We start from the raw sequence: 21283 nt of genomic DNA, 5'->3' as shown, positions 1-21283 counted from the left end.
GGCGTTTACAAGCGGTTGGTTACAACAGAGGCGACAACAGCCGGGAGACCGATTCAGCGATACGCACCCGGAACGGGCGCTGTTGAAACTGTTCGTAGTCGATCATGGAAGCGTGGCGAAAATCTTCCAAAAAGTCGCGGACGAGTTTATGAATGCTGTCGGTATAATACAAAAAGGCGTTCACTTCAAAGTTTAAATGGAAACTGCGCATATCCATGTTCGCCGTGCCGATCGAGGCGAGCTCGCCATCGACGACGATGACTTTGCTGTGCAAAAACCCTTTCTCATACTCGTAAATTTTCACCCCAGCCTCGAGCAGCTCGGGAAAATACGAGCGCGAAGCGTAAAAGACAATTTTTTTATCCGGACGCTTTGGCGCCAGCAGGCGAACATCGATGCCGCTTAACGCCGCCACTTTGAGCGCCGTCAAAATGTCTTCATCCGGCACAAAGTACGGCGAGGCAACCCAAATCGACCGTTTGGCCGACGTAATCATGGCAAAATACAGCTGTTTGATCACTTCCCACTTTTGGTCCGGACCGCCGGCAATGAGCTGCACCCCGCCTTGCCCTTCCTCGACGATGAGCGGCGGCGACAAATAGTCCGGCGTCAACAAGCGTTCTCCCGTCATGTAATACCAATCTTGCAAAAAAATGAGCTGGAGCGTCCGGACGGCTTCACCGCGGATCAATAAGTGCGTATCGCGCCAAAATCCGAAATATTTGTTTTTTCCTAAATACTCATCTCCGATGTTCAGCCCGCCGACAAAGCCGACGCCTCCATCGATGACAATGATCTTTCGGTGATTGCGGAAATTGATTTGGTTGCTTAAAAACGGGAGGCGCACTGGTGAAAACGGGATCATCTCGACTCCAGCCGCGCGCAGCTCCTCGATATAGGCGTTTGACAACTTCCAACTTCCAACGGCGTCGTACAAAAAACGGACGCGCACACCTTGACGCGCTTTTTCCATCAAGACGCGCTTCAACTGTTGGCCGATTTCATCATGACGGACAATATAATATTCTAAATGAATATGGTGTTCCGCTTTTTCCAGTTCAGCAAAAATAGAAGAAAATGTCTCCTCTCCGTTCGTCAACACCGCCGTCTGCGAAGCAAGTGAAACCGGATGCTGGCCGATGCGATAAGCAAGGCGCAAAAGCGGACGCTGATGGGGCGCCATCGGCAGCCGCTCGACGGCAATCGGCGACGGCTCTTGAAACTTGAGCAGCACCGCCTCATCAAAATCGGCTTTCTTTTTATAGCGCCGTTGTTGCCAATAGTTGCGTCCGAACAATAAATAAAACAAAAAGCCGACAATCGGAAAGCTCCCCAGCACCGCCAGCCAAGCGATCGTCTGCGCCGGCTTTCGATTCTCAAGAGAAATGACCAGCGCAATAAAGATGACGGAACAAGACATCAATACGCTGAAAAGACCAAGCAGCTTCCCTTCCCAAAACCCGTTCGTCAATGCCAGCAACGCGCCGACAATGACGACGAGAATCGCCACTCTCGATGTGTTTCGCAACAAAACCCCTCCACCCGGCTCTTCATGATGGCCGTTTTTCTTCCGCTAACGTAGAAAACGCCGATTTCTGGCGGCGAAATCGGCGGAATGGAAACATTATAAGGCTGGAAAATACGTTTTGATCGTTTCGAGTGCATTGTCGCCCATAATTTCAGTCCCGTATTCTTCAAGTCGATAAATCGTCAGCTGGGAATCGCTTCCGTATTCCAACAGAAGGCTGAGCATATTGTCCACTTCCTGCTCGGTGTAGCGCTCGTCAAACTCCACGAACAAGTAATAGCGGCCTTCAAATTGGAACAGGCGATTCGACAACCGAGAGAAGTCAGCGCGATGGGCCAAGGAAATGACATCCTCGATATCCTTGAACGAAAGGATGAATTGAAGGACATCTTGCTCTTCTCTCTCCTCGGCGTCCCCGTTTTGACCAAAGTGGAAATGGTGGCCGAACAGCGATTCCACCTTTTCACCAGCTGACAGCGAAAACTCGCGCCATTTCTCTTCTGGAAGCGGCAGCTCGAGCTTGCTTCCGTCTTTGGACAACTGCGCTTTCGTCACGACGACTTCAAGCCCTTTTTCGAGCGCCTGCACTTGGATCCAAAGCGGGCCATCGAGCGAAAAATCGCTTTCCCCGTGAACTTCATCCATCATTTCCCAAAATAATTCTTCGCTTCGTTCCCGATTGTACCAAATTTCCTCGCGGTCAAAGCCGCGCTCCTCTATATCAACATAGGAAATGTAGAACTTCACCGTATGTTCATTGATGCGTTCGATTTCCATTTCTCAACTCTCCCTTCTAAAACAGAGAAATAAAAAAGGAAGGGATTGTGCCCCTGAAACTATTTAAATCAAAACTTATGATCTTGTACTTTTATTTTATGATAAAAAGCGAAAGAAGGGAAATAAAAAAACGCATTTTTAAAAATTGGTTATGAAACCGGCCATGCCCTACTATAATGATGATGAACACGGACGGAATGAGGGACGCCTATGGTGGATGAATACATCGTTTCCATCTTGCTGATTATCGGCATTGATGTCATTCTTGGCGGGGACAATGCGGTTGTCATTGCGCTGGCAAGCCGCAACTTGCCGGAACAAAAGCGGAATGTGGCCATCATTGTCGGCACCGCGCTGGCGATCGCTGTTCGCATTGTCTTGACGGTGGCCGTCGTTTGGCTGTTGACGATTCCGTTCTTGCAGCTCGCTGGAGGCGTCGTCCTCTTTTGGATCGCCTTGAAACTGATCGGGCAAAAAGACGAAAAACCGACTATGATCAAAGCCGAACCGTCGCTTTGGAAAGCCATCCAGACGATCGTCGCCGCCGATGTCGCCATGGGTCTTGACAACGTCATCGCCATCGCTGGAGCGGCTCAAGGCCATATCGGACTTGTTGTGTTCGGTTTTCTCTGTTCCGTTCCTATCATCATTTTAGGCAGCAAAATCATCCTTTATGCCATGGAACGGTTCCCGATTCTCATTTATGCCGGCGGCGCCCTCTTGGCGTACACCGCTGGAAAGATGATCGCTGCCGAAGAGCGGTTGCGCCCGTTTTACCCCCCGAATGGGGAGGCGCTGTTTCCAATGGCGGCGGCCGTTCTTGCCGTTTTGCTCGGCTTGGCGGCCCACCGCCGGTCGCGCGCCGCATAAAGCAAATGATAAAAAACTTCTACATGGCAGACCATGTAGAAGTTTTTTTATTACCCGTTCACCAGCCGCTGCGCTTCACGAAGCTGATACGCCCGCACTTTGCGCGGCAGAAAGCGGCGGATTTCATCTTCGTTGTAGCCGACTTGAAGCCGCTTTTCATCAATGATGATCGGCCGGCGCAAAATGCCTGGGTTTTTTTGAATGAGTTCGTACAAATCTTGCAGCGGCAGAGCTTCCAAGTTAATGTTCAGCTTCTGGAATACTTTCGAACGGGTGGAAATGATCTCATCCGTCCCCGTTTCCGTCATCCGCAAAATCTCTTTAATCTCCTCGACCGTGAGCGGTTCGGAGAAAATATTGCGCTCGACATAAGGAATATTGTGCTTCTCGAGCCACGCCTTCGCCTTCCGGCATGACGTGCAGCTCGGTGATGTGTATAGCTTGACCACTTCGATCACTCCTTTTGACAAGGAATCCCTTGCTTCCCTCGTCCGTCAGACGACAGACGTGCACCGCTATGCGGGTTTGACGTCTGACAGCATAGCGACACGGCCTGGACGCCAGTCTGGCGATCAGCCGCTTTGCCAATCGTTTGCAAATTGAAATGACTTTAACATGATATATTATACAATACATCGGCCAAGAAAGATATAGTTTTTCGATGATAAATGCAATTTTCTTTCTTTCCTCTTCCAAAGTAAAGGCAAATCCTCTACAATCAAAGTAGAAAAGGAAAAGGGAGGAAGAACCGATGGCCGGCTATTTCATCGACTTTGCCATTGCTTCGGCATTGATCGTCGTCCTCACCGCATTGATGGGAAACATCAGCAACACGATCGGAGAGCGGATGTTCGGCCGAAACAAAAGTGGAAAGCATGTCGAGGCCTCTCGCCGCATCCAACAAGGATGGAAAGTCGTCGGGGGAAAAAAATAACGCGCCAAGACAGGCGCATAGGTGGGCGCCGCCTCTTTCACCGTTCGCATCATGCGGCGATGAAGGAGCGGCGCTCTTTTCTATTCTGCTAGGCATACATCGCCCGATACCGCTTATACTCTTCCTCCGAACAAAGCACAAAATGGCCAGGCGTAATTTCACGGAATTCAAGTTCCTCTCCATCTTTGTAGCCATGTTGCGCCGGGTCGTAAACGATCCGCTTGCGCGTCCGCTCCGTTTCCGGATCCGGAAGCGGAATGGCCGACAAGAGCGCCTTCGTGTATGGGTGGATCGGATTGCGGTACAGCTCTTCCGATTCAGCGAGCTCGACCATTTTCCCGAAATACATGACGCCGATCCGGTCGCTGATGTATTTGACCATCGACAAGTCATGGGCAATAAACAAGTACGTCAACCCTTTTTCACGCTGCAGGCGCTTCAATAAGTTCACGACTTGCGCCTGAATGGAAACGTCAAGCGCCGAAATCGGCTCATCGGCGATGATGAATTCCGGCTCGACGGCAAGCGCCCGGGCGATGCCGATCCGCTGGCGCTGACCGCCGGAAAACTCATGCGGGTAGCGGCTGGCATGCTCGCGGTTCAAGCCAACCGTCTCAAGCAATTCATACACGCGTTGCATCCGTTCTTCTTTCGTTTTCGCCAGCCCATGGATGTCGATGCCCTCAGCGATAATATCCGCGACCGTCATCCGCGGATTCAACGACGCATACGGATCTTGGAAAATCATCTGCATTTTCCGATTTAACTCTTTCAGCTCTTTTTTTGATTTTTTGCCGTGCACATTGACGCCGTTAAACAGCACTTCTCCTTCCGTCGCTTCGTACAGCCGGATGATCGTCCGCCCCGTTGTCGACTTGCCGCAGCCCGACTCGCCGACAAGGCCGAACGTTTCACCTTTATAAATGTCAAAGGTGACGCCGTCGACTGCTTTCACCACCTGACCGCGTCCAGCTGGGAAATACTGTTTCAAATTTTTGACCTCAAGCAGCTTTTGTCTAGCCACGCGGTTTTCCTCCTTTCCGGGCGACGATGTCAGCAAACCGTTTCATCCGTTCACGCACGATAGCCGGCGGTTCCACTTTCGGCGCCATTTCATGCAACAGCCATGTCGCCGCATAGTGCGTATCAGACACTTGGAACATCGGCGGCTCGAGCTCATAGTCAATTTTGAGCGCATACGGATTGCGCGGCGCAAACGCATCGCCTTTTGGCGGATTTAACAAATCCGGCGGCGAACCCGGAATCGAATACAGCTCCGTATCTTTATGATCAAGGCTCGGCATCGAGGCCAGCAATCCCCACGTGTACGGGTGTTTCGGATTGTAAAAAATTTCATCCACCGTGCCGATCTCCACGATTTTCCCGGCATACATCACGGCCACTCGGTCGGCCATGTTGGCGACGACCCCTAAATCATGGGTGATGAAAATAATCGACATGCCGAGCTTTTTCTGAATGTCTTTCATCAACTCCAAAATTTGCGCCTGAATCGTCACATCAAGCGCTGTCGTCGGTTCATCGGCGATCAAAATTTTCGGATTGCACGCCAAGGCGATGGCGATGACAACACGCTGGCGCATCCCGCCGGAAAATTGGTGCGGGTATTGCTTCATGCGCAGCTCGGCGTTTTTAATGCCGACCAGCTGCAATAGTTCAATCGCCCGTTTGCGCGCTTCATCTTTCGACAGCTTTTGATGCTTTAAAATCGCTTCCATAATTTGTTTCCCAATCGTCATCGTCGGATTGAGCGACGTCATCGGATTTTGGAAAATCATTGAAATTTCCGCACCGCGGATCGATTGCATTTCTTTCTCCGACAGCTTGGTCAAGTCTTTTCCTTCAAATAAAATTTCCCCTTGCTTAATCCGGCTCGGCGGTGTCGGCAACAGGCGCATCAACGCCTTGGATGTCACGGATTTCCCAGACCCCGACTCGCCGACGATCGCCAGCGTTTCTCCCTTATACAAGTCGAACGTGACGCCGCGAACCGCCTGCACTTCACCGGCGTGGATGTCAAAGGAAATATGCAAATCGTTCACCTGCAAAATTTTCTTCATCGGTTTCACCCCTTCCGTCGGCTATTTGCGCATTTTCGGGTCGAGCGCATCGCGAATTCCGTCTGCCACCAAGTTGAAGCTTAAAATGAGCAAGCTGATCACAACCGCTGGAATAATCATTAAATGCGGATACGTTTGAATCGATTTATACCCGTCATTGACAAGCGAGCCAAGCGACGCTTCCGGCGGACGGATGCCAAGGCCGATAAAGCTCAAAAACGCCTCAGTGAAGATGGCCGATGGAATCGTGAACATCGTCGTAATAATGATCGGGCCGATGACGTTCGGGATCAAATGTTTGAAAATGAGCCGTGATGTCGGCGCTCCGAGCGTCCTTGCCGCCAACACATATTCCATGTTCTTTAATTTCAACACTTGTCCGCGCACGATCCGCGCCATCGTCGTCCAACCGGTAATGACCATCGCCAACGTGATGGAAATGATTCCAGGCTCAAAAATCAAAATGAACAAAATGACCATAATTAAATACGGAATGCCGTTTAAAATTTCGATGATCCGCTGCATCACATTGTCGACGCGGCCGCCATAGTAGCCGGAAATGCCGCCGTACGCAATCCCGATCAATAAGTCGATCAACGCCGCCAGCAAACCAATGTAAAGTGAGATGCGCGTGCCATACCACGTTCTCACCCACAAGTCGCGTCCTAAGTCATCCGTGCCAAACCAATAGTACTCTTTCACGCCGCGCTGTTTATATACATCAACGCCGTTCGCATCCCGGCCGTCAAACGGAAGCCAATGAACATGCTCGAGCACCGGGATTTTCGGCGGAAGTTTCGCATGCCGCAAGTTTTGATCTTTATACGTCCGGTCGCTCGCCATCGGGGCGATGATCGCCATGAGCGTCAAAATGATAATCATCACGAGCCCCACGATCGCTGCCTTGTTTTCCCGAAGGCGAAGCCAAGCATCCTGCCAAAACGTCAAGCTCGGACGGCTGATTTTTTCCTGCTCACCGACGTTCGGCGGGGCGGGCTGAAACCATTCCGGTGAAAGTTGTTCGTATTGTTGTTTCGCCATCATTTTTTCCCTCCCGCTAAACGAATGCGTGGGTCGACAATCCCATAGAGAATATCAACGATAAAAATGACAAAAATCAATAACGCCGAATAAAACAACGTAGTGCCCATAATGACAGGGTAGTCGTTCAGCTCGATCGAACGGACAAACTGCTCGCCGAGACCGGGAACGGCAAAAATTTTCTCGATGACGAGCGTTCCCGTCATTAAGTTGACCGCCATCGGTCCGAGAATTGTGATAACTGGAATGAGCGAGTTGCGGATCGCATGCTTGATGATGACCCCCGCATTGCTAATCCCTTTCGCCCGAGCCGTCAAAATGTAGTCAGAGCTTAACACTTCAAGCATTTCCGTGCGCATAAAGCGGGCGATGCTGGCGATGACCCCGACAGACAGCGCCAATGTCGGGAGAATCGTATATTTGAAGCCTTCCCAAAAGGCGACCGGAAGCCATTGCAGTTTCACAGCGATAAAATATTGCAAAAACCCCCCTAACACAAACGACGGGATCGAGGCGCCCAACACCGCAATGACCGTAGCTGTGTAATCTTCCCAATGATTATGTCGAATCGCCGCGACAATTCCGAGAATCAACCCAACGATCGTCCCAAAAACAATCGCCTGAAACCCGAGCTGGGCCGACGGGCCGATTCGATCGCTGATGAGCTCTGTCACTGGGCGGTTGTCATATTGGAACGATACCCCCAAGTCTCCTTTCAACAAATTCCCTAAATATTGAATGTATTGAACAGGCACGGGCTTATCCAATCCGTACTCTTTTAAAATAAGCGCCTTCTGTTCCGGCGTTAATTTCTCTTGGTTTTGCAGCGGCGAACCAGGCAACAGCTTCATTAAAAAGAACGTCAACGTCGCAATGATAAATAACGTGATAATCATATAAACGAACCGCTGAAGCGTATACCGCGCCATGACCGCACCTCCTCTGCTTTTCTATAATCTTCGTTGTTTTTCGACATTTTTCGCCTTGGCAGGCAAAAGGAGAGTATATGCCTAGGCATATACTCTCCTCCGCATTTTCAAGAGAACAACGGATTACTCGACATACGCCCATTTCAAGCTGTAGTCGGCGCCGAATGTATGCGTGACGAAGTCTTTGACATACTCGCGTTGCAAATAGGCAGCGCCGCGTTGGTACAGCGGAGCGATCGGCATTCCTTCAAAGACGATTTTTTCTGCTTTCAGCATCGCATCCCAACGAGCTTGTTGATCGTTGGCAAGCGTCGTTTGCGCGTCTTTGATCAGCTTGTCGTACTCAGGATTCGACCAGCCTGTTTCGTTGTGCGGGCTTGTCGACGTCCAAAGCTGCAGGAACGTCATTGGGTCTTGATAGTCCGGACCCCAGCCGGAGAACGACAAATCATATTGCATGTTGCTTTCGAGCTTCAGTTTTTGTGCAAACGGTTGTTGCTTAATGTTGATCGTCAAGCCCGGCAAGTTTTGTTCAAGCTGCGCTTTCACATACTCGCCGATTTTCTTCGCGCTGTCGGTGTCATAGTTCAGCAATTCAAGCGTAAATTTGTCTTTGCCCAGCTCTTTTTTCGCTTGCTCCCACAGTTTTTTCGCTTCATCCGGATTGTAATTGACCAAATCGCCATTCACATCGCGGAAGTCTTTGCCATCCGGACCGGTGACGAAGTCTTTCGGAACGGTGAACTTCGCCGGAATCGAACCGTTGTTCAAGAGCGTATCGACCATCGCTTGCGTGTCGATGGCCATCGCAATCGCTTTGCGGGCGTTGACGTTGTTCAACGGTTCTTTTTTCGTGTTCATGCGCAGCCAGTAGAGCGACGGATCCAATTTCGTATGGAAGTTTTTGTCGTTTTTGTACTTATCCACGAACTCCGCCGTCAAGCCGACGCGGTCCGCTTGTTTTGTTTCATACAAGTTGACGGCTGTCGCCGTGTCTTTCACGACTTTCACATTGACTTTTTCCAGCTTGACGTTGTCTTTGTCCCAGTAGTTCGGGTTTTTCGTATATACCCAACCTTGTTCGTGCTTCCACTCGCTCAACACGAACGGGCCGTTGTACAATGTTGTATTCGCTTCCAATCCATATTTGTCGCCTTGAGCTTTGACAAATTTTTCGTTTTGCGGCATAAACGTGCCAAACGCTGTCAAGCCGACGAAATACGGAACTGGGTTTTTCAGCTCGACTTTAAGGGTGTAGTCATCAAGGGCTTTGACGCCGACTTGGTCAAGCGGCACCTTGCCTGTGTTGGCTTCTTCCGCGTTTTTAATGTCGTACATGATGTACGCATATTCCGATTTCGTCTTCGGATCAAGCACGCGCTTCCAAGCGAATTCGAAATCGTGCGCCGTCACCGGATCGCCGTTGGACCATTTCGCATCTTTGCGAAGCTTGAATGTATACGTTTTGCCGTCTTGGCTCACTTCATAGCTTTCCGCGATCCCTGGCACCGGCTTGTTGTCTTTGCCTAAACGGTACAGACCTTCCATGACGTTGTTCAACACGATAAACGATACTTGGTCGGTGGCGAGCGCCGAATCAAGCGACGGGATCTCTTGGCTTTCAAGCAAGTTCAGCACCTGCTCCTTCTTCTCCGCCGGCTTTTCGCCGCCCTGGCCGCCTTGAGCGTTGTTGTTGTCCTTGCCTCCGCCGCACGCCGCTAAAAACGTCGACAGCGCGAGAAGCAGGACGAGGAAGAAAGAGAATCGCTTCTTCACTAAAAAACCCCCCTTAAAATTTATGTAGCGTATTACAAATCTTCTGAACCATTTGATTTCAGAAGATTGTACTTACATCGCTTATTATATCCTGTGTTAGTATATTTGAAAAGGATTTTTTTATTTTCTTAAATAAAAAAATTTCAAACTACTTACAAACGGGATGAGGATCGGATTGCATTTACACCTGCATTGTAACGACTTTTGCCACAATTGTAAACAAAAAATTTCTGCCTACAGAAAAAAGAAAACGCTTACAATATAATTTTTTTGCCCTTCCTTTCAGCTTCGAAGCAAATCTCTCCTGAACTTCCAGGTTTCTTCTATATTTTTCAATATAATTTTGTTAATAATTTTGACAATCTTCCCGCCCACATGATTTATGATAAAATAAGCAGTGAGAAGGGAAAGGCGGGAACAGACGATATGAAACAAACGGCTGTGCGGACTGGATGGCTCGTCGCCGCGATGCTGGCGGCAAGCGCACTCATCGTAATAGGGCAAGGAGCATGGAGTACGGTGGCCTTTATTAACGTTTCGTTTTTGCTCTCCCTTTTGCCTCTGTCGCTTGGCGGGCTTTTGTTTGTTTATGAACGCGGGTTTTTCAGCGGATTCGCATACGGGTTTCGCCGATTGCGCAGGAATCGAACGAAGGTGGAGCGGTATCTTGAGGAAGCGGCAGCAGAACATGAATCGGATGAGCTGCTCGGTCCGCGGCGTTTCGCCATCACGTATCCGCTTCTCTTTTCTGGTCTGCTTCTGTTTCTGGCGATGATTGCCGCCGGATATGCCGTGCAATAAGGTTGCAACAGCTGAATGTTTTCCGTATAATATAAGGCAAATCTAGGATCAACCGAGCGATGAGAAAGAAGAGTACATATTGGCGATGCCTTCAGAGAGCTTGTGGACGGTGCGAACAAGCGGCTAGCCATATGGAATGGGCTTTCGAGCTTCCCGCCGAACCGGCGACGCAGTAGGCGAGGACGTTTCCCCGCGTTACAGGGGGCCATGCGCTAAGCATGGGCTGAGCGATTGCGCTTGTCGGCGCAATAAGTAGGGTGGCACCGCGGTCCTACCGTCCCTATCAGAGGGCTGGCAGGGCCTTTTTTATTTTTTGCTTGAGGGAGTGAAGATCGATGAAAACCATTTTTTCCGGCATTCAGCCAAGCGGCGTCATCACCCTTGGCAACTACATCGGGGCGCTGCGGCAGTTTGTCGAGCTGCAGCATGAATACAACTGCTATTTTTGCATCGTTGACCAACACGCCATTACCGTTTGGCAAGACCCACGCGAACTGCGGCAAAACATCCGCCGCCTCGCCGCTTTGTATTTAGCAGTCGGCATCGACCCGACGCAAGCGACGTTGTTCATCCAGTCAGAAGTGCCGGCGCACGCTCAAGCCGCTTGGATGCTGCAGTGCATCGTTTATATCGGCGAACTTGAGCGGATGACGCAATTTAAAGAAAAATCGGCCGGCAAAGAGGCGGTCAGCGCCGGGCTGCTCACGTACCCGCCGCTGATGGCCGCTGACATTTTGCTTTATAACACCGACATCGTCCCGGTCGGCGAAGACCAAAAGCAGCATATCGAATTGACGCGGGATCTGGCCGAGCGCTTCAACAAACGGTATGGCGAGCTGTTCACGATCCCTGAGGCGCGCATTCCGAAAGTCGGCGCCCGCATCATGTCGCTTGTCGACCCGACGAAAAAAATGAGCAAATCCGACCCCAACCCGAAAGCGTACATCACACTGCTTGACGATGCGAAAACGATCGAGAAGAAGATCAAAAGCGCGGTCACCGACTCGGAAGGAACGATTCGCTACGACAAAGAAGCGAAGCCAGGCATTTCGAACTTGCTCAATATTTATTCGACGCTATCCGGTCAATCGATCGAGGAGTTGGAGCGGCAATACGAAGGAAAAGGATACGGCGTCTTCAAAGCAGACCTCGCTCAAGTCGTCATCGAAACGCTTCGACCGATTCAAGAGCGGTATCACCATTGGATGGAAAGCGAGGAGCTTGACCGCGTGTTGGATGAAGGGGCGGAAAAAGCAAATCGGGTTGCATCGGAAATGGTGCGCAAAATGGAGCAAGCCATGGGGCTCGGGCGGCGGCGGTAAATAGCCGCATCCAGCGAAGCCATACAAAAACGGGCAGGCGCCTATCGCCTTGGCCCGTTTTTTAATTGACTTTTGGTTCTTGCTCCATTTCCCACAGTTTTTCGAAAAATGGCTGCCCTTTGATCAAGTTTTCGCACAGCTGCTCATGCCGTTCGGACCACCCGTATTTCGTCTCGTTATACAATTGTTCCCACGCTTCATCAAAAGACATTTTTTGAATAGCGGCGTATTTTTCCGGCGCCCATTCCGTATACCAATAGCGCATCTGGGCAGTATTTTTTGTCGAATAAAGCTGGTCAAGCGCCATAAACAACAGCTGTTTCAACTGCCGCTCTTTGCGCGTGAGTCCGCACATCAGTTCCGGAGCCGGCGATAAAATGTGGTATTCTTTTTCATACCTCGGCAGCGGATAGTCCCGTTCCTCCGCTTCGGCCGCCATTTCGTAGACGAGTTGTTCCTGACGCGGAATGAGACGGCTTTTGCGAATCGGGATTTGATAACCGATTGTATCGACAGCCAAAACGCCGGCGCCGTCCGTGACAACGAAACAATAGTCCAGCTGAATGCGTTCATGGTTTTTGCGGACATACGCCTTCTGATGTACATCGTCTAGCAGCGGTTTTGGAAGATCGGACAAGCTGTTTTCAATGTAATGAAACAGGGCCGGGGATACTTTTAACAGCGGCACTTGGTCGAGCAGCTCGATTTGATCGTCCTTGCGCCATTCATGGAAATGGCAGACGTTGTATCCGTTCTCTTCTCCTTCAAACCAGTTGACCCAAATGTCGTGCAGATAAAGCATGCGAGACCCCTCACTTCCAGACGTGTTTGTCCATCAGTATAGGCAGAGGGGGAGAATTTTATTCCATTTCGTCCTCTTTTCCCCTCTAGGGGCTGCGGCTTGGAAACGTCAAGCTCCCCCACATCAAAAGAAGGCCAATAGGGAATAAATAACATTCCACCCTTGTCGAAATATAAGATAAGTATTCGCTAAAACCGCGCTCTGGAGTGATGATGTTCAAATAGGCGATCACCATCATGCCGCCGACGACTGAAAAACCGAAACCGACCAAATAAAAAAACAGGCGGACCACCGGGCTTTCCCTTCCTTCTTGTCCACGTCCTTGTTCTACATATATGTCGGCGCCATGGACAACATGCCTGTTTGCGCCCGATGCCCCTAAGATTCTTGTGATAACCGGACAGCGGCGGTCGCCATGCGGTTTCGAGCTAAGACGCTCCTTGCTGTTTGCCTGAAAAGCCCGCCAACTCCGCGATGTCTTTCGCTTCCATCTTCATCAATTGGGCGAGCGAATAGCCTCTTTCTAGGCAACGACGGATGATGGCATACCCAACGGCATAGCCCCCCATTTTCGGATGCCATCCAAGCCCGTACAAAATGCGGGAAGTATGCGGATGCGAAACGGGCAAATGTTGGTTCGGGACAATATAACGCCGCCAAAACCGTTCCATCTCCCGATCGGTGTAATACTTCGTCCATCCCGCACACTGCTTGACGCCGACTGTCTCGGCGACGGCATGCTCCGCCAATCCTTCCATAACGACTGCATCCAGCAACGTCGCATCTTCGCCTTCGTTCGGCAACTGCTTGAGACGGCATACATGGTTGTATTCATGCGCCACCAACGCGGCGATCTCCTCGTCGCCATGATCCGGCAGCAAGAAGAAAAACAATTTATCAGCAAACGCCACCCCGCCTTTTCCTTGGAATTCGCGCACAAGCTTCCGGTTTTCGTCATCGGCCGGCAGCAAAAATACCGGAACGTCCGGTCCCTTCCATATCCCCCGTTGCCGTTCATACAAACGGCCAAGACGTTCCCAAAGACGGCGCTCTTTCATCTCCGGCAAAAGCCGCTCGGCCTGCCGAGTGCTTCGGTACATGCCATACAGCCGTAAATAGCTGTAAATCTCACGCGCCGGCATCTTGCCAAAAAGCGGCGCCAACCGTGCGCACAACCGGAGCGGATCGCCTTCATCCTCTTCAAGCCATCGATCGGTCGGAAGCAATCCCATCGCTTTTCCCTCCTTTTCTCTTACGTTATGTCGGCAGGGAAAAGACGGTGAAACAAAACAAAAAAGAGAGCCTGACGCTGAACCGAACCCGCCGTTAGTCACGCGTTTTCAGCTCTGCTCAACCAAGGCTCTCCTTTTCATCCATTACACATATTTTTTAAAAATCAATGTCGCATTATGGCCGCCAAATCCAAATGAGTTGCTTAAGACCACACGCACGTCTTGCTTGCGCGCTTCATTCGGCACATAGTCGAGGTCGCATTCCGGATCCGGTGTTTCGTAGTTGATCGTCGGCGGAATGATGCCGTCGCGGATCGCCAGCACGGAGAAAATCGCTTCCACCGCGCCGGTCGCCCCGAGCAAATGCCCAGTCATCGACTTCGTCGAGCTGACGGCGAGCTTATAGGCATGATCGCCGAATACTTCTTTGATCGCCGCCGTCTCATACTTATCATTGTAATCGGTGCTCGTGCCGTGGGCGTTGATGTAATCGATCTCCTCCGGCTTCAGGCCAGCGTCATGAAGCGCTTGGCGCATCGCCCGCACGCCGCCTTCGCCGCCCGGCGCCGGTGCGGTGATATGATACGCATCGGCGGTCGCACCGTAACCGACAATTTCGGCGTAAATCTTCGCGCCGCGGCGCAACGCGTGCTCCAATTCCTCAAGAACAACGATGCCTGCTCCCTCACCCATGACGAAACCGTCGCGGTTTTTGTCAAATGGGCGGCTCGCCGTTTTTGGATCTGGATTGGTTGAAAGAGCCGTACTGGCGCAAAAACCGGCGAACGACATTTTCGTAATCGGCGCTTCCGTCCCGCCGGTGATCATGACATCGGCGTCGCCGCGCTGAATGACTTTAAACGCATCACCGATCGAGTTCGCCCCGGTCGCGCAAGCGGTCACCGTGCACGAATTGATCCCTTTCGCTCCGAGGATGATCGATACTTGCCCAGCGGCCATATCCGGGATCATCATTGGCACGAAAAACGGGCTCACTCGGCGATAACCGCGCTGCTGGAAAATCTCAAACTGCTGTTCAAACGTCTCCATGCCGCCGATGCCAGAACCAATCCAAACACCGACCCGTTCAGCGTTGCTTTCATTAATGTCGAGATTGGCATCTTTGACCGCCATGAGCGCCGCAGCGACGGCGAATTGGGTAAATCGGTCCATCTTCCGCGCCTCGCGGCGGTCGATAAACAGCGACGGATCGAAGTCTTTCACTTCCGCCGCCACTTTCGCCGGAAAGTCGTCCGGATTGACGCGAGTGACAATGTCGATGCCGGACTGGCCGGCGATAATGTTTTTCCACGTCGTTTCTGCGTCATTCCCAAGCGGGGTGACGGCGCCTATGCCTGTCACGACGACTCGTCTTTTTTCCATCGTTTCCGTCTCTCCTTTTATTTCGATAATATACGTGCCGTTAACGGCCCCAGCGCAAAGCGATCGCGCCCCACGTCAGCCCGCCGCCGAATCCGACCATAATGATGAGATCATCGTCATGGATTTTGCCCGCTTCCAACTCTTCTACAAGCGAAATCGGAATGGATGCGGCCGACGTGTTGCCATATCGACGGATGGTTGTCGATATTTTCTCTTCTGGCAGCTCGAGCCGCTGTCTGGCCGCTTCGACGATGCGAATGTTCGCTTGATGCGGAATGAGAAAGTCGACATCGTCTTTCGTGAGCCCGGCTTTTTCAAGCACACGCACGCTTAATTCTCCCATTTGCCGGACGGCGAACTTGAATACTTCACGGCCGTTCATGACGATATATTCGTCTTTGTATAAATGTTTTCCTCCTGTTCCGTCAGCTCCCAACTCGAAAGATAAAATCCCGCGCCCGGGCGACACCGGACCCATGACGACCGCTCCGGCGCCGTCGCCGAACAGCACCGCCGTGTTGCGGTCGGTCCAATCGGTGATTTTCGATAGTTTGTCTGCCCCCACTACTAATATATACTTGTAGGCGCCTGTGTCAATAAATTGGGCGGCCGTGACCATCCCGTACATAAACCCCGCACAGGCAGCGCTGATATCAAGCGCAGCGGCGTTGACGGCGCCAAGCCGCTCTTGCAGCATGCAAGCGACCGACGGAAACGGACGGTCCGGAGTGACGGTGGCAACTAAAATGAGATCAATATCCTTCGCCTCCATGCCAGCGTCTTGAAGCGCCCTTTCTGCGGCAAAATACGCCATATGGGACGTATCGATGTCATCCGGAGCGATGCGGCGCTCCTCGATCCCGGTGCGCGTCCGGATCCATTCATCCGATGTATCCATCATTTTTTCCAAATCAAAGTTGGTCAACACTTTTTCCGGCACATAGCGGCCGACCCCGATAATTCCTGCTCCCATATCATTCATCTCCTCTTTCTTTCCCAAAATGGCAAAAAAACGCTCACGCTGACAACCAAACTTGAATGTACAATCAGTCTACATCACCAATTATTATTACTTGGTACTAATTTTAGCCGAAAGAGCGTGGATGCGCAATAGAAAACGAAAGTTGAACCAGCGCTTTCCGTACCCCTAAGGCATTTGTCCAAACCGCTTTTTCCCTTCTGCCATACAATACAAATACGAGCAACCATCGCATGAAAGGGAGGATCGCCCATGGCCAACGGCGAAGCACAAGAACAACATCGCGAACGGCAAGACCGTTTTTCCCGCCTAATGTTCGGATCTTTTCCTTCTCGCGCAACCGGCGAGCGCGAAGATCAAGGGAGCGGGGCAGAACCGCCTTTACTGCCGAACATCGATTTCATGAAGCTGTTTGAAAACGTCAATACGCTAGCCGACTCATTGCAACAATTAAAACCGCTCGTGAAAAAGATCACCTCGCTCGTCGACTTATTGAAAAAATAGCAGACGCACCGGTCGATGCGTCTGCCCTTGTCGTTTACGGGAGTTCATTGTATTGGCAGAAAAATTGCCCGATTTGTCGAGCCAGTTGGCGCCGTTTCTCCGGCAGCTCGTAAACGACGCGCACCCGGTTGTTTGTCGTTTTCATCCATTGTTCATATTTACGGCTATGCAAGGCGGATGGATACGGGCTCACTCCGGCCAGCTGCCAAATCGTCACCGGAACGTCATGAGGACTGAGAAAGAGGGACGGAACAGCCTCGGGCACCTCCTCTTCTTTCAAGCCATAGGCAGTCGCGATTTCCCTCACCATCCGCCGGTACACGAATGGATGTTCCTGTTCATAGTCAAGCTGGGCGCGAACATCAAGGCAAGGGTTGATCATGGCGACGGCGCGGATTTGACTTGGCATGGCGCCAAGCAGTTGCAAGGCAACGAGCGCGCCCATTCCTTCGGCAACGATATAGATGCGCTGGTTCACAATTTCGCTTTTCAACACCGAGTAAATGAGTTGGCGCGCCAGCCGGACCGCTTTCGGACTTCCCCAATGCCGGCCGTACAAATGGGACGAAAAGACCGTATACCCACGTTCCAACCAATCTTCCAGCCATTGGCGCCGCCCCGGATGCTCGAGCCAAAAACTCGTCTGTTCGTTCACAAAATGGTCGCCGTCGCCCATTAAAAAAAGGGCAAACCCATTTGGGCGCTCCGGCACGTGAACGATGCACCATTGCTCATCGAGTTGAAAAAACCGCCGTTGTCCTGCCATCGTTTCCATTCACCCTTGTTTGGCAATGCATAATGGTACAGTATACGATATGCGCGGCCAAAAAAAACGTCCGGGTATATGCCTACGTGACAAATTGTGATAAGATAAGAAAAGGAATGACGAGAAGATGGGAGGAACAAAGATGCGCTTGTTTTGGACGTTTTTTTGGACGTTTTTGCTCGTGCAAATGGCAACGTACGTCATGGGCTCGATGCAAGGGATCGGCTATGATTTCGCAACCGGCGCCTTGCTCGGCGTGATCGTGACCGTTTTAGTCCTTGTCGTCGCCGCTTTGATTCCGGACGAGCCGGCTGGGGATCACCATCATTGATCATTCGCTTCATAAGACAACGCCTTGGGGTGAAAGTCCCAAGGCGTTGTTTTTTGTCATCTTTAACCGAGAATCCTCCCACTTCAACACCTATATAGGGTAAGTGGAGGAGCATTCCATCCATATTGATCTGGGCTTGTGTTTTCCGCCCATGCTCAAACAATGCGACCAACCCCGGCAGACAAGAAGCACGTCTCTCCGCGTCGTCGGCGCCCCCTTCAGCTCGTTTACGCCGACGGACGAATGGCGATCTGCCCGTTGTCAACATCGACCGTGACGGTGCTGTAATCTTTCACCCGCCCAGCGATCAGCTCTTTCGCAAGCGGCGTTTCGATTTGCTTTTGCATAAACCGTTTGAGCGGGCGGGCGCCGTATACTGGGTCGAAGCCCGCTTCGGCGATGTATTGCTTCGCCGCTTCGGTCAGCACGAGTTCGATATGCCGATCGGCCAAACGGGCCGACAGCTCGCGGGCGAACTTTTCGATGATGCCTTTCACCTCATTCATCGACAATGGCTTAAATAAGACGATATCGTCGATCCGGTTTAAAAATTCTGGGCGGAAATGGGCGCGCAATTGGTCAAACACTTGGCTGCGCGTCTGTTCATCGATGTCGCCGTCTTTGTGTTCCAATAACAGCGGCGAGCCGATGTTCGATGTCATAATGACGACTGTGTTTTTAAAATCGACCGTCCGCCCGTGCGAGTCGGTGAGCCGTCCGTCATCGAGCAGCTGCAGCAGGATGTTGAACACGTCCGGATGAGCTTTTTCGATTTCATCGAACAATAGAACGGAATACGGCTTGCGCCGCACTGCCTCGGTCAGCTGGCCGCCTTCCTCATAGCCGACATAGCCGGGCGGCGCCCCGATCAAACGGGAGACAGCATGTTTTTCCATGTATTCGGACATATCGAGGCGAATGAGCTGCTCCTCGCTGTCAAACAGCGCCTCGGCCAGCGCTTTGGCCAGCTCCGTTTTGCCGACGCCGGTCGGTCCAAGGAACAAAAACGAGCCGATCGGACGGTTCGGGTCTTTCATCCCGGCCCGCGCCCGCAAGATGGCGTCGGCGACGAGCTCCACCGCTTCGTCTTGGCCGATGACTCGCTTATGGAGCCATTCATGAAGCCGCAGCAGCTTTTCCCGCTCCCCTTCGACAAGGCGGGTGAGCGGAATGCCAGTCCAGCGTGACACGATTTCGGCAATCTCTTCTTCCGTCACTTCCTCGCGCAGCAATTTCCCTTCACTTTGCTCACTGATTTCTTGCTCGAGCTGTTTGAGTTGCTTTTCCAACTGCGGAATGCGGCCATGGCGAAGCTCCGCCGCCTTGTTTAAATCATACTCGTTTTCCGCCTCTTCCAGTTCGCGTTTTGCCCGCTCGAGCGCCTCGCGCAAACGGCGGACGCGGTCAAGCGCCTCTTTTTCTTTTTGCCATTGCGCTTTCATGGCGTTCGCCTTTTCACGCAAATCGGCAAGTTCTTTTTGCAATGCCGCAAGCCGCTCGCGGCTCGCTTCATCCGTTTCTTTGCTTAAGGCCGCCTCTTCAATTTCAAGCTGCATGACGCGGCGCATCACTTCGTCCAGCTCCGACGGCATCGATTCCATTTCCGTCCGGATCGTCGCGCACGCTTCATCGACCAAATCGATCGCTTTGTCAGGCAAAAAGCGGTCAGAGATGTAACGGTCGGACAAAACGGCGGCCGCGACGAGCGCGCGATCGTGGATTTTCACTCCATGGTGCACTTCATACCGTTCTTTCAATCCGCGCAAAATCGAAATCGTGTCCTCGACACTCGGCTCTTGGACAAGCACTTGTTGGAAGCGGCGCTCGAGCGCCGGGTCTTTTTCGATGTATTGCCGGTACTCATCAAGCGTCGTCGCCCCGATGCAGCGCAACTCGCCGCGGGCAAGCATCGGCTTGAGCATATTGCCGGCGTCAATCGCCCCTTCCGCTCTGCCGGCGCCGACGATCGTATGCAGCTCGTCAATGAACAATATGATGCGGCCGTCGCTTTTTTTGATTTCGTTTAACACCGCTTTCAGCCGTTCTTCAAATTCACCGCGAAACTTTGCTCCGGCGACGAGCGCGCTCATATCAAGAGCGAAAATCGTTTTGTCTTTCAGCCCTTCCGGGACATCTTTGCGCACGATGCGTTGAGCGAGCCCTTCGACAATAGCGGTCTTCCCGACGCCCGGCTCGCCGATCAACACCGGGTTGTTTTTCGTCTTCCGCGACAAAATGCGGATGATGCGGCGAATTTCACTGTCGCGGCCGATGACCGGGTCGATTTTTCCCGCTTTCGCTTCCGCGACAAGGTCGCGCCCGTATTTTGCCAACGCTTCATAGGTTGCTTCCGGATGTGGACTCGTCACGCGTTGATTCCCCCTTACGTTTCTCACTGCCGCTAATAGTGCTTCCTTCGTCAGTCCAAACGACGCCAGCTGCCGAGCGACCGGCTCGGCGCCATGAGGCAACGCGAGCAGCACATGTTCGACCGATATGTACTCGTCTTGCATTCGCTTCGCTTCGTTTTCCGCCTCCTCAAGCAGCCGCGCTAAGGCGGGCGCAACATACAGCTGCCCGTCCGCCCCATGCACTTCAGGCTTTTGGCGAAGCTGGCTGCGAAGCCAGTCAGCGGCCTTTTCCTTGTCGGCGCCGGAAAGCTCCACGAGCCGCGGCGCCAGGCCGCCTTCTTGTTCGAGCAGCGCAATCAGGAGATGCTCGACATCAAGCTGTTGATGATGTCGTTCTTTGGCGAGCGACTGCGCCGCCATCAGCGCCTCTTGCAGTTTTTCCGTCAAACGGCTTGCGTCCATGCCGTTCCCTCCATTTGACCTTCTTTGACCATAAATCATTATAGCCGATCGCGAAGCACACGGCAAATCAAAAGCCACTCCATACTTGGAATGGCTTTTGTTGTGCTTCACGGTTTGCGCAAATACGTCCAATGCCGATTATGGTTCGACGTTTCCGGGAACGTATCGCCGGCTTTCAGTTTCAGCTTTTTCGGGTGTTTTACATTGTCGCCCGTTTCGCCGATTTCAATGTACACGCCGTTGTTCGGCGCTTTATCCCCTGGTTTGAAATGGCGCGGTTGGCCCATTTGTTTCATCCCCCTTGCTTCGATTGCATTTGTTAGCATTCCCGGTTTCGCCGCTGTTCATAAGAAGGGAAATGATGGGGCCGCCGCACACGGAGCGTCAAGCCTTCACAATAAAAACGTTTTTTCTCAT

At 51.9% G+C, this 21283-nt stretch carries 22 protein-coding genes and 1 other annotated feature; of the genes, 6 read left to right on the top strand and 16 right to left on the bottom strand.

From position 1 onward, the window contains the following. Nucleotides 1-19: 19 nt before the first annotated feature. Nucleotides 20-1528 (bottom strand): cardiolipin synthase, encoded by a 1509-nt coding sequence (gene cls, locus DI44_RS12100; RefSeq protein WP_011230321.1) that lies wholly within the window; start codon nucleotides 1526-1528, stop codon nucleotides 20-22. 96 nt (nucleotides 1529-1624) lie between these two features. Next, complete coding sequence (mecA, locus tag DI44_RS12105; RefSeq protein WP_011230320.1) at nucleotides 1625-2305, bottom strand: adaptor protein MecA; 681 nt, start codon at nucleotides 2303-2305, stop codon at nucleotides 1625-1627. A 210-nt stretch (nucleotides 2306-2515) separates the two neighbouring features. On the opposite strand from mecA, the gene DI44_RS12110 reads away from it, so the two are divergent. Next, on the top strand, nucleotides 2516-3175 hold the full coding sequence (locus tag DI44_RS12110) for a TerC family protein (protein ID WP_014195176.1): 660 nt from the start codon (nucleotides 2516-2518) through the stop codon (nucleotides 3173-3175). Between the two features lie 50 nt (nucleotides 3176-3225). On the opposite strand, the gene spxA is transcribed toward DI44_RS12110, so the two are convergent. Further along, complete coding sequence (gene spxA, locus DI44_RS12115) at nucleotides 3226-3624, bottom strand: transcriptional regulator SpxA (protein WP_011230318.1); 399 nt, start codon at nucleotides 3622-3624, stop codon at nucleotides 3226-3228. A 302-nt stretch (nucleotides 3625-3926) separates the two neighbouring features. Here spxA and DI44_RS12120 point away from each other — a divergent pair, with 302 nt between their 5' ends. Then, the gene (locus DI44_RS12120) at nucleotides 3927-4109 is read left to right on the top strand and encodes a hypothetical protein (protein ID WP_011230317.1); all 183 of its coding nucleotides are present in this window, start codon (nucleotides 3927-3929) and stop codon (nucleotides 4107-4109) included. Nucleotides 4110-4197: 88 nt separating this feature from the next. Here the strand turns inward: DI44_RS12120 and DI44_RS12125 are convergent, their stop codons facing one another. The 5 genes from DI44_RS12125 to DI44_RS12145 all read right to left on the bottom strand — a co-directional run bounded on the left by DI44_RS12125 (nucleotide 4198) and on the right by DI44_RS12145 (nucleotide 9933). Further along, on the bottom strand, nucleotides 4198-5133 hold the full coding sequence (locus tag DI44_RS12125) for an ATP-binding cassette domain-containing protein (protein WP_020278701.1): 936 nt from the start codon (nucleotides 5131-5133) through the stop codon (nucleotides 4198-4200). After that, nucleotides 5126-6187: an ABC transporter ATP-binding protein gene (locus DI44_RS12130; RefSeq protein ID WP_033024896.1), complete on the bottom strand. Its 1062-nt coding sequence runs from the start codon at nucleotides 6185-6187 to the stop codon at nucleotides 5126-5128. The genes DI44_RS12125 and DI44_RS12130 overlap by 8 nt, the downstream gene beginning before the upstream one ends. Before the next feature lie 21 nt (nucleotides 6188-6208). Beyond that, on the bottom strand, nucleotides 6209-7231 hold the full coding sequence (gene opp3C / locus DI44_RS12135; protein ID WP_033024895.1) for an oligopeptide ABC transporter permease: 1023 nt from the start codon (nucleotides 7229-7231) through the stop codon (nucleotides 6209-6211). After that, complete coding sequence (opp3b, locus tag DI44_RS12140; protein WP_033024893.1) at nucleotides 7228-8157, bottom strand: oligopeptide ABC transporter permease; 930 nt, start codon at nucleotides 8155-8157, stop codon at nucleotides 7228-7230. The genes opp3C and opp3b overlap by 4 nt, the downstream gene beginning before the upstream one ends. A 123-nt stretch (nucleotides 8158-8280) precedes the next feature. Beyond that, nucleotides 8281-9933 (bottom strand): peptide ABC transporter substrate-binding protein, encoded by a 1653-nt coding sequence (locus DI44_RS12145; protein ID WP_021321877.1) that lies wholly within the window; start codon nucleotides 9931-9933, stop codon nucleotides 8281-8283. A gap of 426 nt (nucleotides 9934-10359) precedes the next feature. Between DI44_RS12145 and DI44_RS12150 the strand changes: the two genes are divergently transcribed. Both DI44_RS12150 and trpS read left to right on the top strand, forming a co-directional pair. Then, entirely contained in the window at nucleotides 10360-10734 is a 375-nt protein-coding gene (locus DI44_RS12150; protein WP_011230311.1) for a DUF3899 domain-containing protein, read from the top strand. Nucleotides 10735-10784: 50 nt separating this feature from the next. Then, nucleotides 10785-11019, top strand: a binding site (T-box leader). A 50-nt stretch (nucleotides 11020-11069) separates the two neighbouring features. Beyond that, nucleotides 11070-12056 carry a tryptophan--tRNA ligase gene (trpS, locus tag DI44_RS12155; RefSeq protein ID WP_011230310.1) on the top strand — a complete coding sequence of 329 codons (987 nt, stop codon included), beginning with the start codon at nucleotides 11070-11072 and terminating at the stop codon, nucleotides 12054-12056. A 61-nt stretch (nucleotides 12057-12117) separates the two neighbouring features. On the opposite strand, the gene DI44_RS12160 is transcribed toward trpS, so the two are convergent. From DI44_RS12160 to DI44_RS12180, 5 genes are all read right to left on the bottom strand, one after another. After that, nucleotides 12118-12858 carry a YjbA family protein gene (locus DI44_RS12160; RefSeq protein ID WP_011230309.1) on the bottom strand — a complete coding sequence of 247 codons (741 nt, stop codon included), beginning with the start codon at nucleotides 12856-12858 and terminating at the stop codon, nucleotides 12118-12120. An 85-nt stretch (nucleotides 12859-12943) separates the two neighbouring features. Then, entirely contained in the window at nucleotides 12944-13150 is a 207-nt protein-coding gene (locus DI44_RS12165) for a hypothetical protein (RefSeq protein ID WP_011230308.1), read from the bottom strand. Nucleotides 13151-13286: 136 nt separating this feature from the next. Further along, nucleotides 13287-14090 (bottom strand): DUF2268 domain-containing protein, encoded by an 804-nt coding sequence (locus DI44_RS12170; protein ID WP_011230307.1) that lies wholly within the window; start codon nucleotides 14088-14090, stop codon nucleotides 13287-13289. 144 nt (nucleotides 14091-14234) lie between these two features. Beyond that, on the bottom strand, nucleotides 14235-15473 hold the full coding sequence (gene fabF, locus DI44_RS12175) for a beta-ketoacyl-ACP synthase II (RefSeq protein WP_033024892.1): 1239 nt from the start codon (nucleotides 15471-15473) through the stop codon (nucleotides 14235-14237). Nucleotides 15474-15513: 40 nt separating this feature from the next. Then, on the bottom strand, nucleotides 15514-16446 hold the full coding sequence (locus DI44_RS12180) for a beta-ketoacyl-ACP synthase III (protein ID WP_033024890.1): 933 nt from the start codon (nucleotides 16444-16446) through the stop codon (nucleotides 15514-15516). Between the two features lie 258 nt (nucleotides 16447-16704). Between DI44_RS12180 and DI44_RS12185 the strand changes: the two genes are divergently transcribed. Beyond that, entirely contained in the window at nucleotides 16705-16956 is a 252-nt protein-coding gene (locus DI44_RS12185) for a hypothetical protein (protein WP_014195166.1), read from the top strand. 34 nt (nucleotides 16957-16990) lie between these two features. Here DI44_RS12185 and DI44_RS12190 read toward each other — a convergent pair whose 3' ends face one another. Then, the gene (locus DI44_RS12190; protein ID WP_014195165.1) at nucleotides 16991-17731 is read right to left on the bottom strand and encodes an alpha/beta hydrolase; all 741 of its coding nucleotides are present in this window, start codon (nucleotides 17729-17731) and stop codon (nucleotides 16991-16993) included. A 133-nt stretch (nucleotides 17732-17864) separates the two neighbouring features. Between DI44_RS12190 and DI44_RS12195 the strand changes: the two genes are divergently transcribed. Then, nucleotides 17865-18053, top strand: a complete 189-nt coding sequence (locus tag DI44_RS12195) for a YjzD family protein (RefSeq protein ID WP_033024910.1) — start codon at nucleotides 17865-17867, stop codon at nucleotides 18051-18053. A 227-nt stretch (nucleotides 18054-18280) separates the two neighbouring features. Here the strand turns inward: DI44_RS12195 and clpB are convergent, their stop codons facing one another. Together clpB and DI44_RS12205 are read right to left on the bottom strand one after the other, a co-directional pair. Next, nucleotides 18281-20866: an ATP-dependent chaperone ClpB gene (gene clpB, locus DI44_RS12200; RefSeq protein ID WP_033024889.1), complete on the bottom strand. Its 2586-nt coding sequence runs from the start codon at nucleotides 20864-20866 to the stop codon at nucleotides 18281-18283. A gap of 107 nt (nucleotides 20867-20973) precedes the next feature. Continuing rightward, nucleotides 20974-21153: a YjzC family protein gene (locus DI44_RS12205; protein WP_011230299.1), complete on the bottom strand. Its 180-nt coding sequence runs from the start codon at nucleotides 21151-21153 to the stop codon at nucleotides 20974-20976. Between the last annotated feature and the right edge of the window lie 130 nt (nucleotides 21154-21283).

This window comes from Geobacillus sp. CAMR5420 (assembly GCF_000691465.1).
GTDB lineage: Bacteria > Bacillota > Bacilli > Bacillales > Anoxybacillaceae > Geobacillus > Geobacillus thermoleovorans.
Note: the sequence above shows the minus strand (reverse complement) of the source record. Positions and strands in the feature narration are given on the sequence as shown.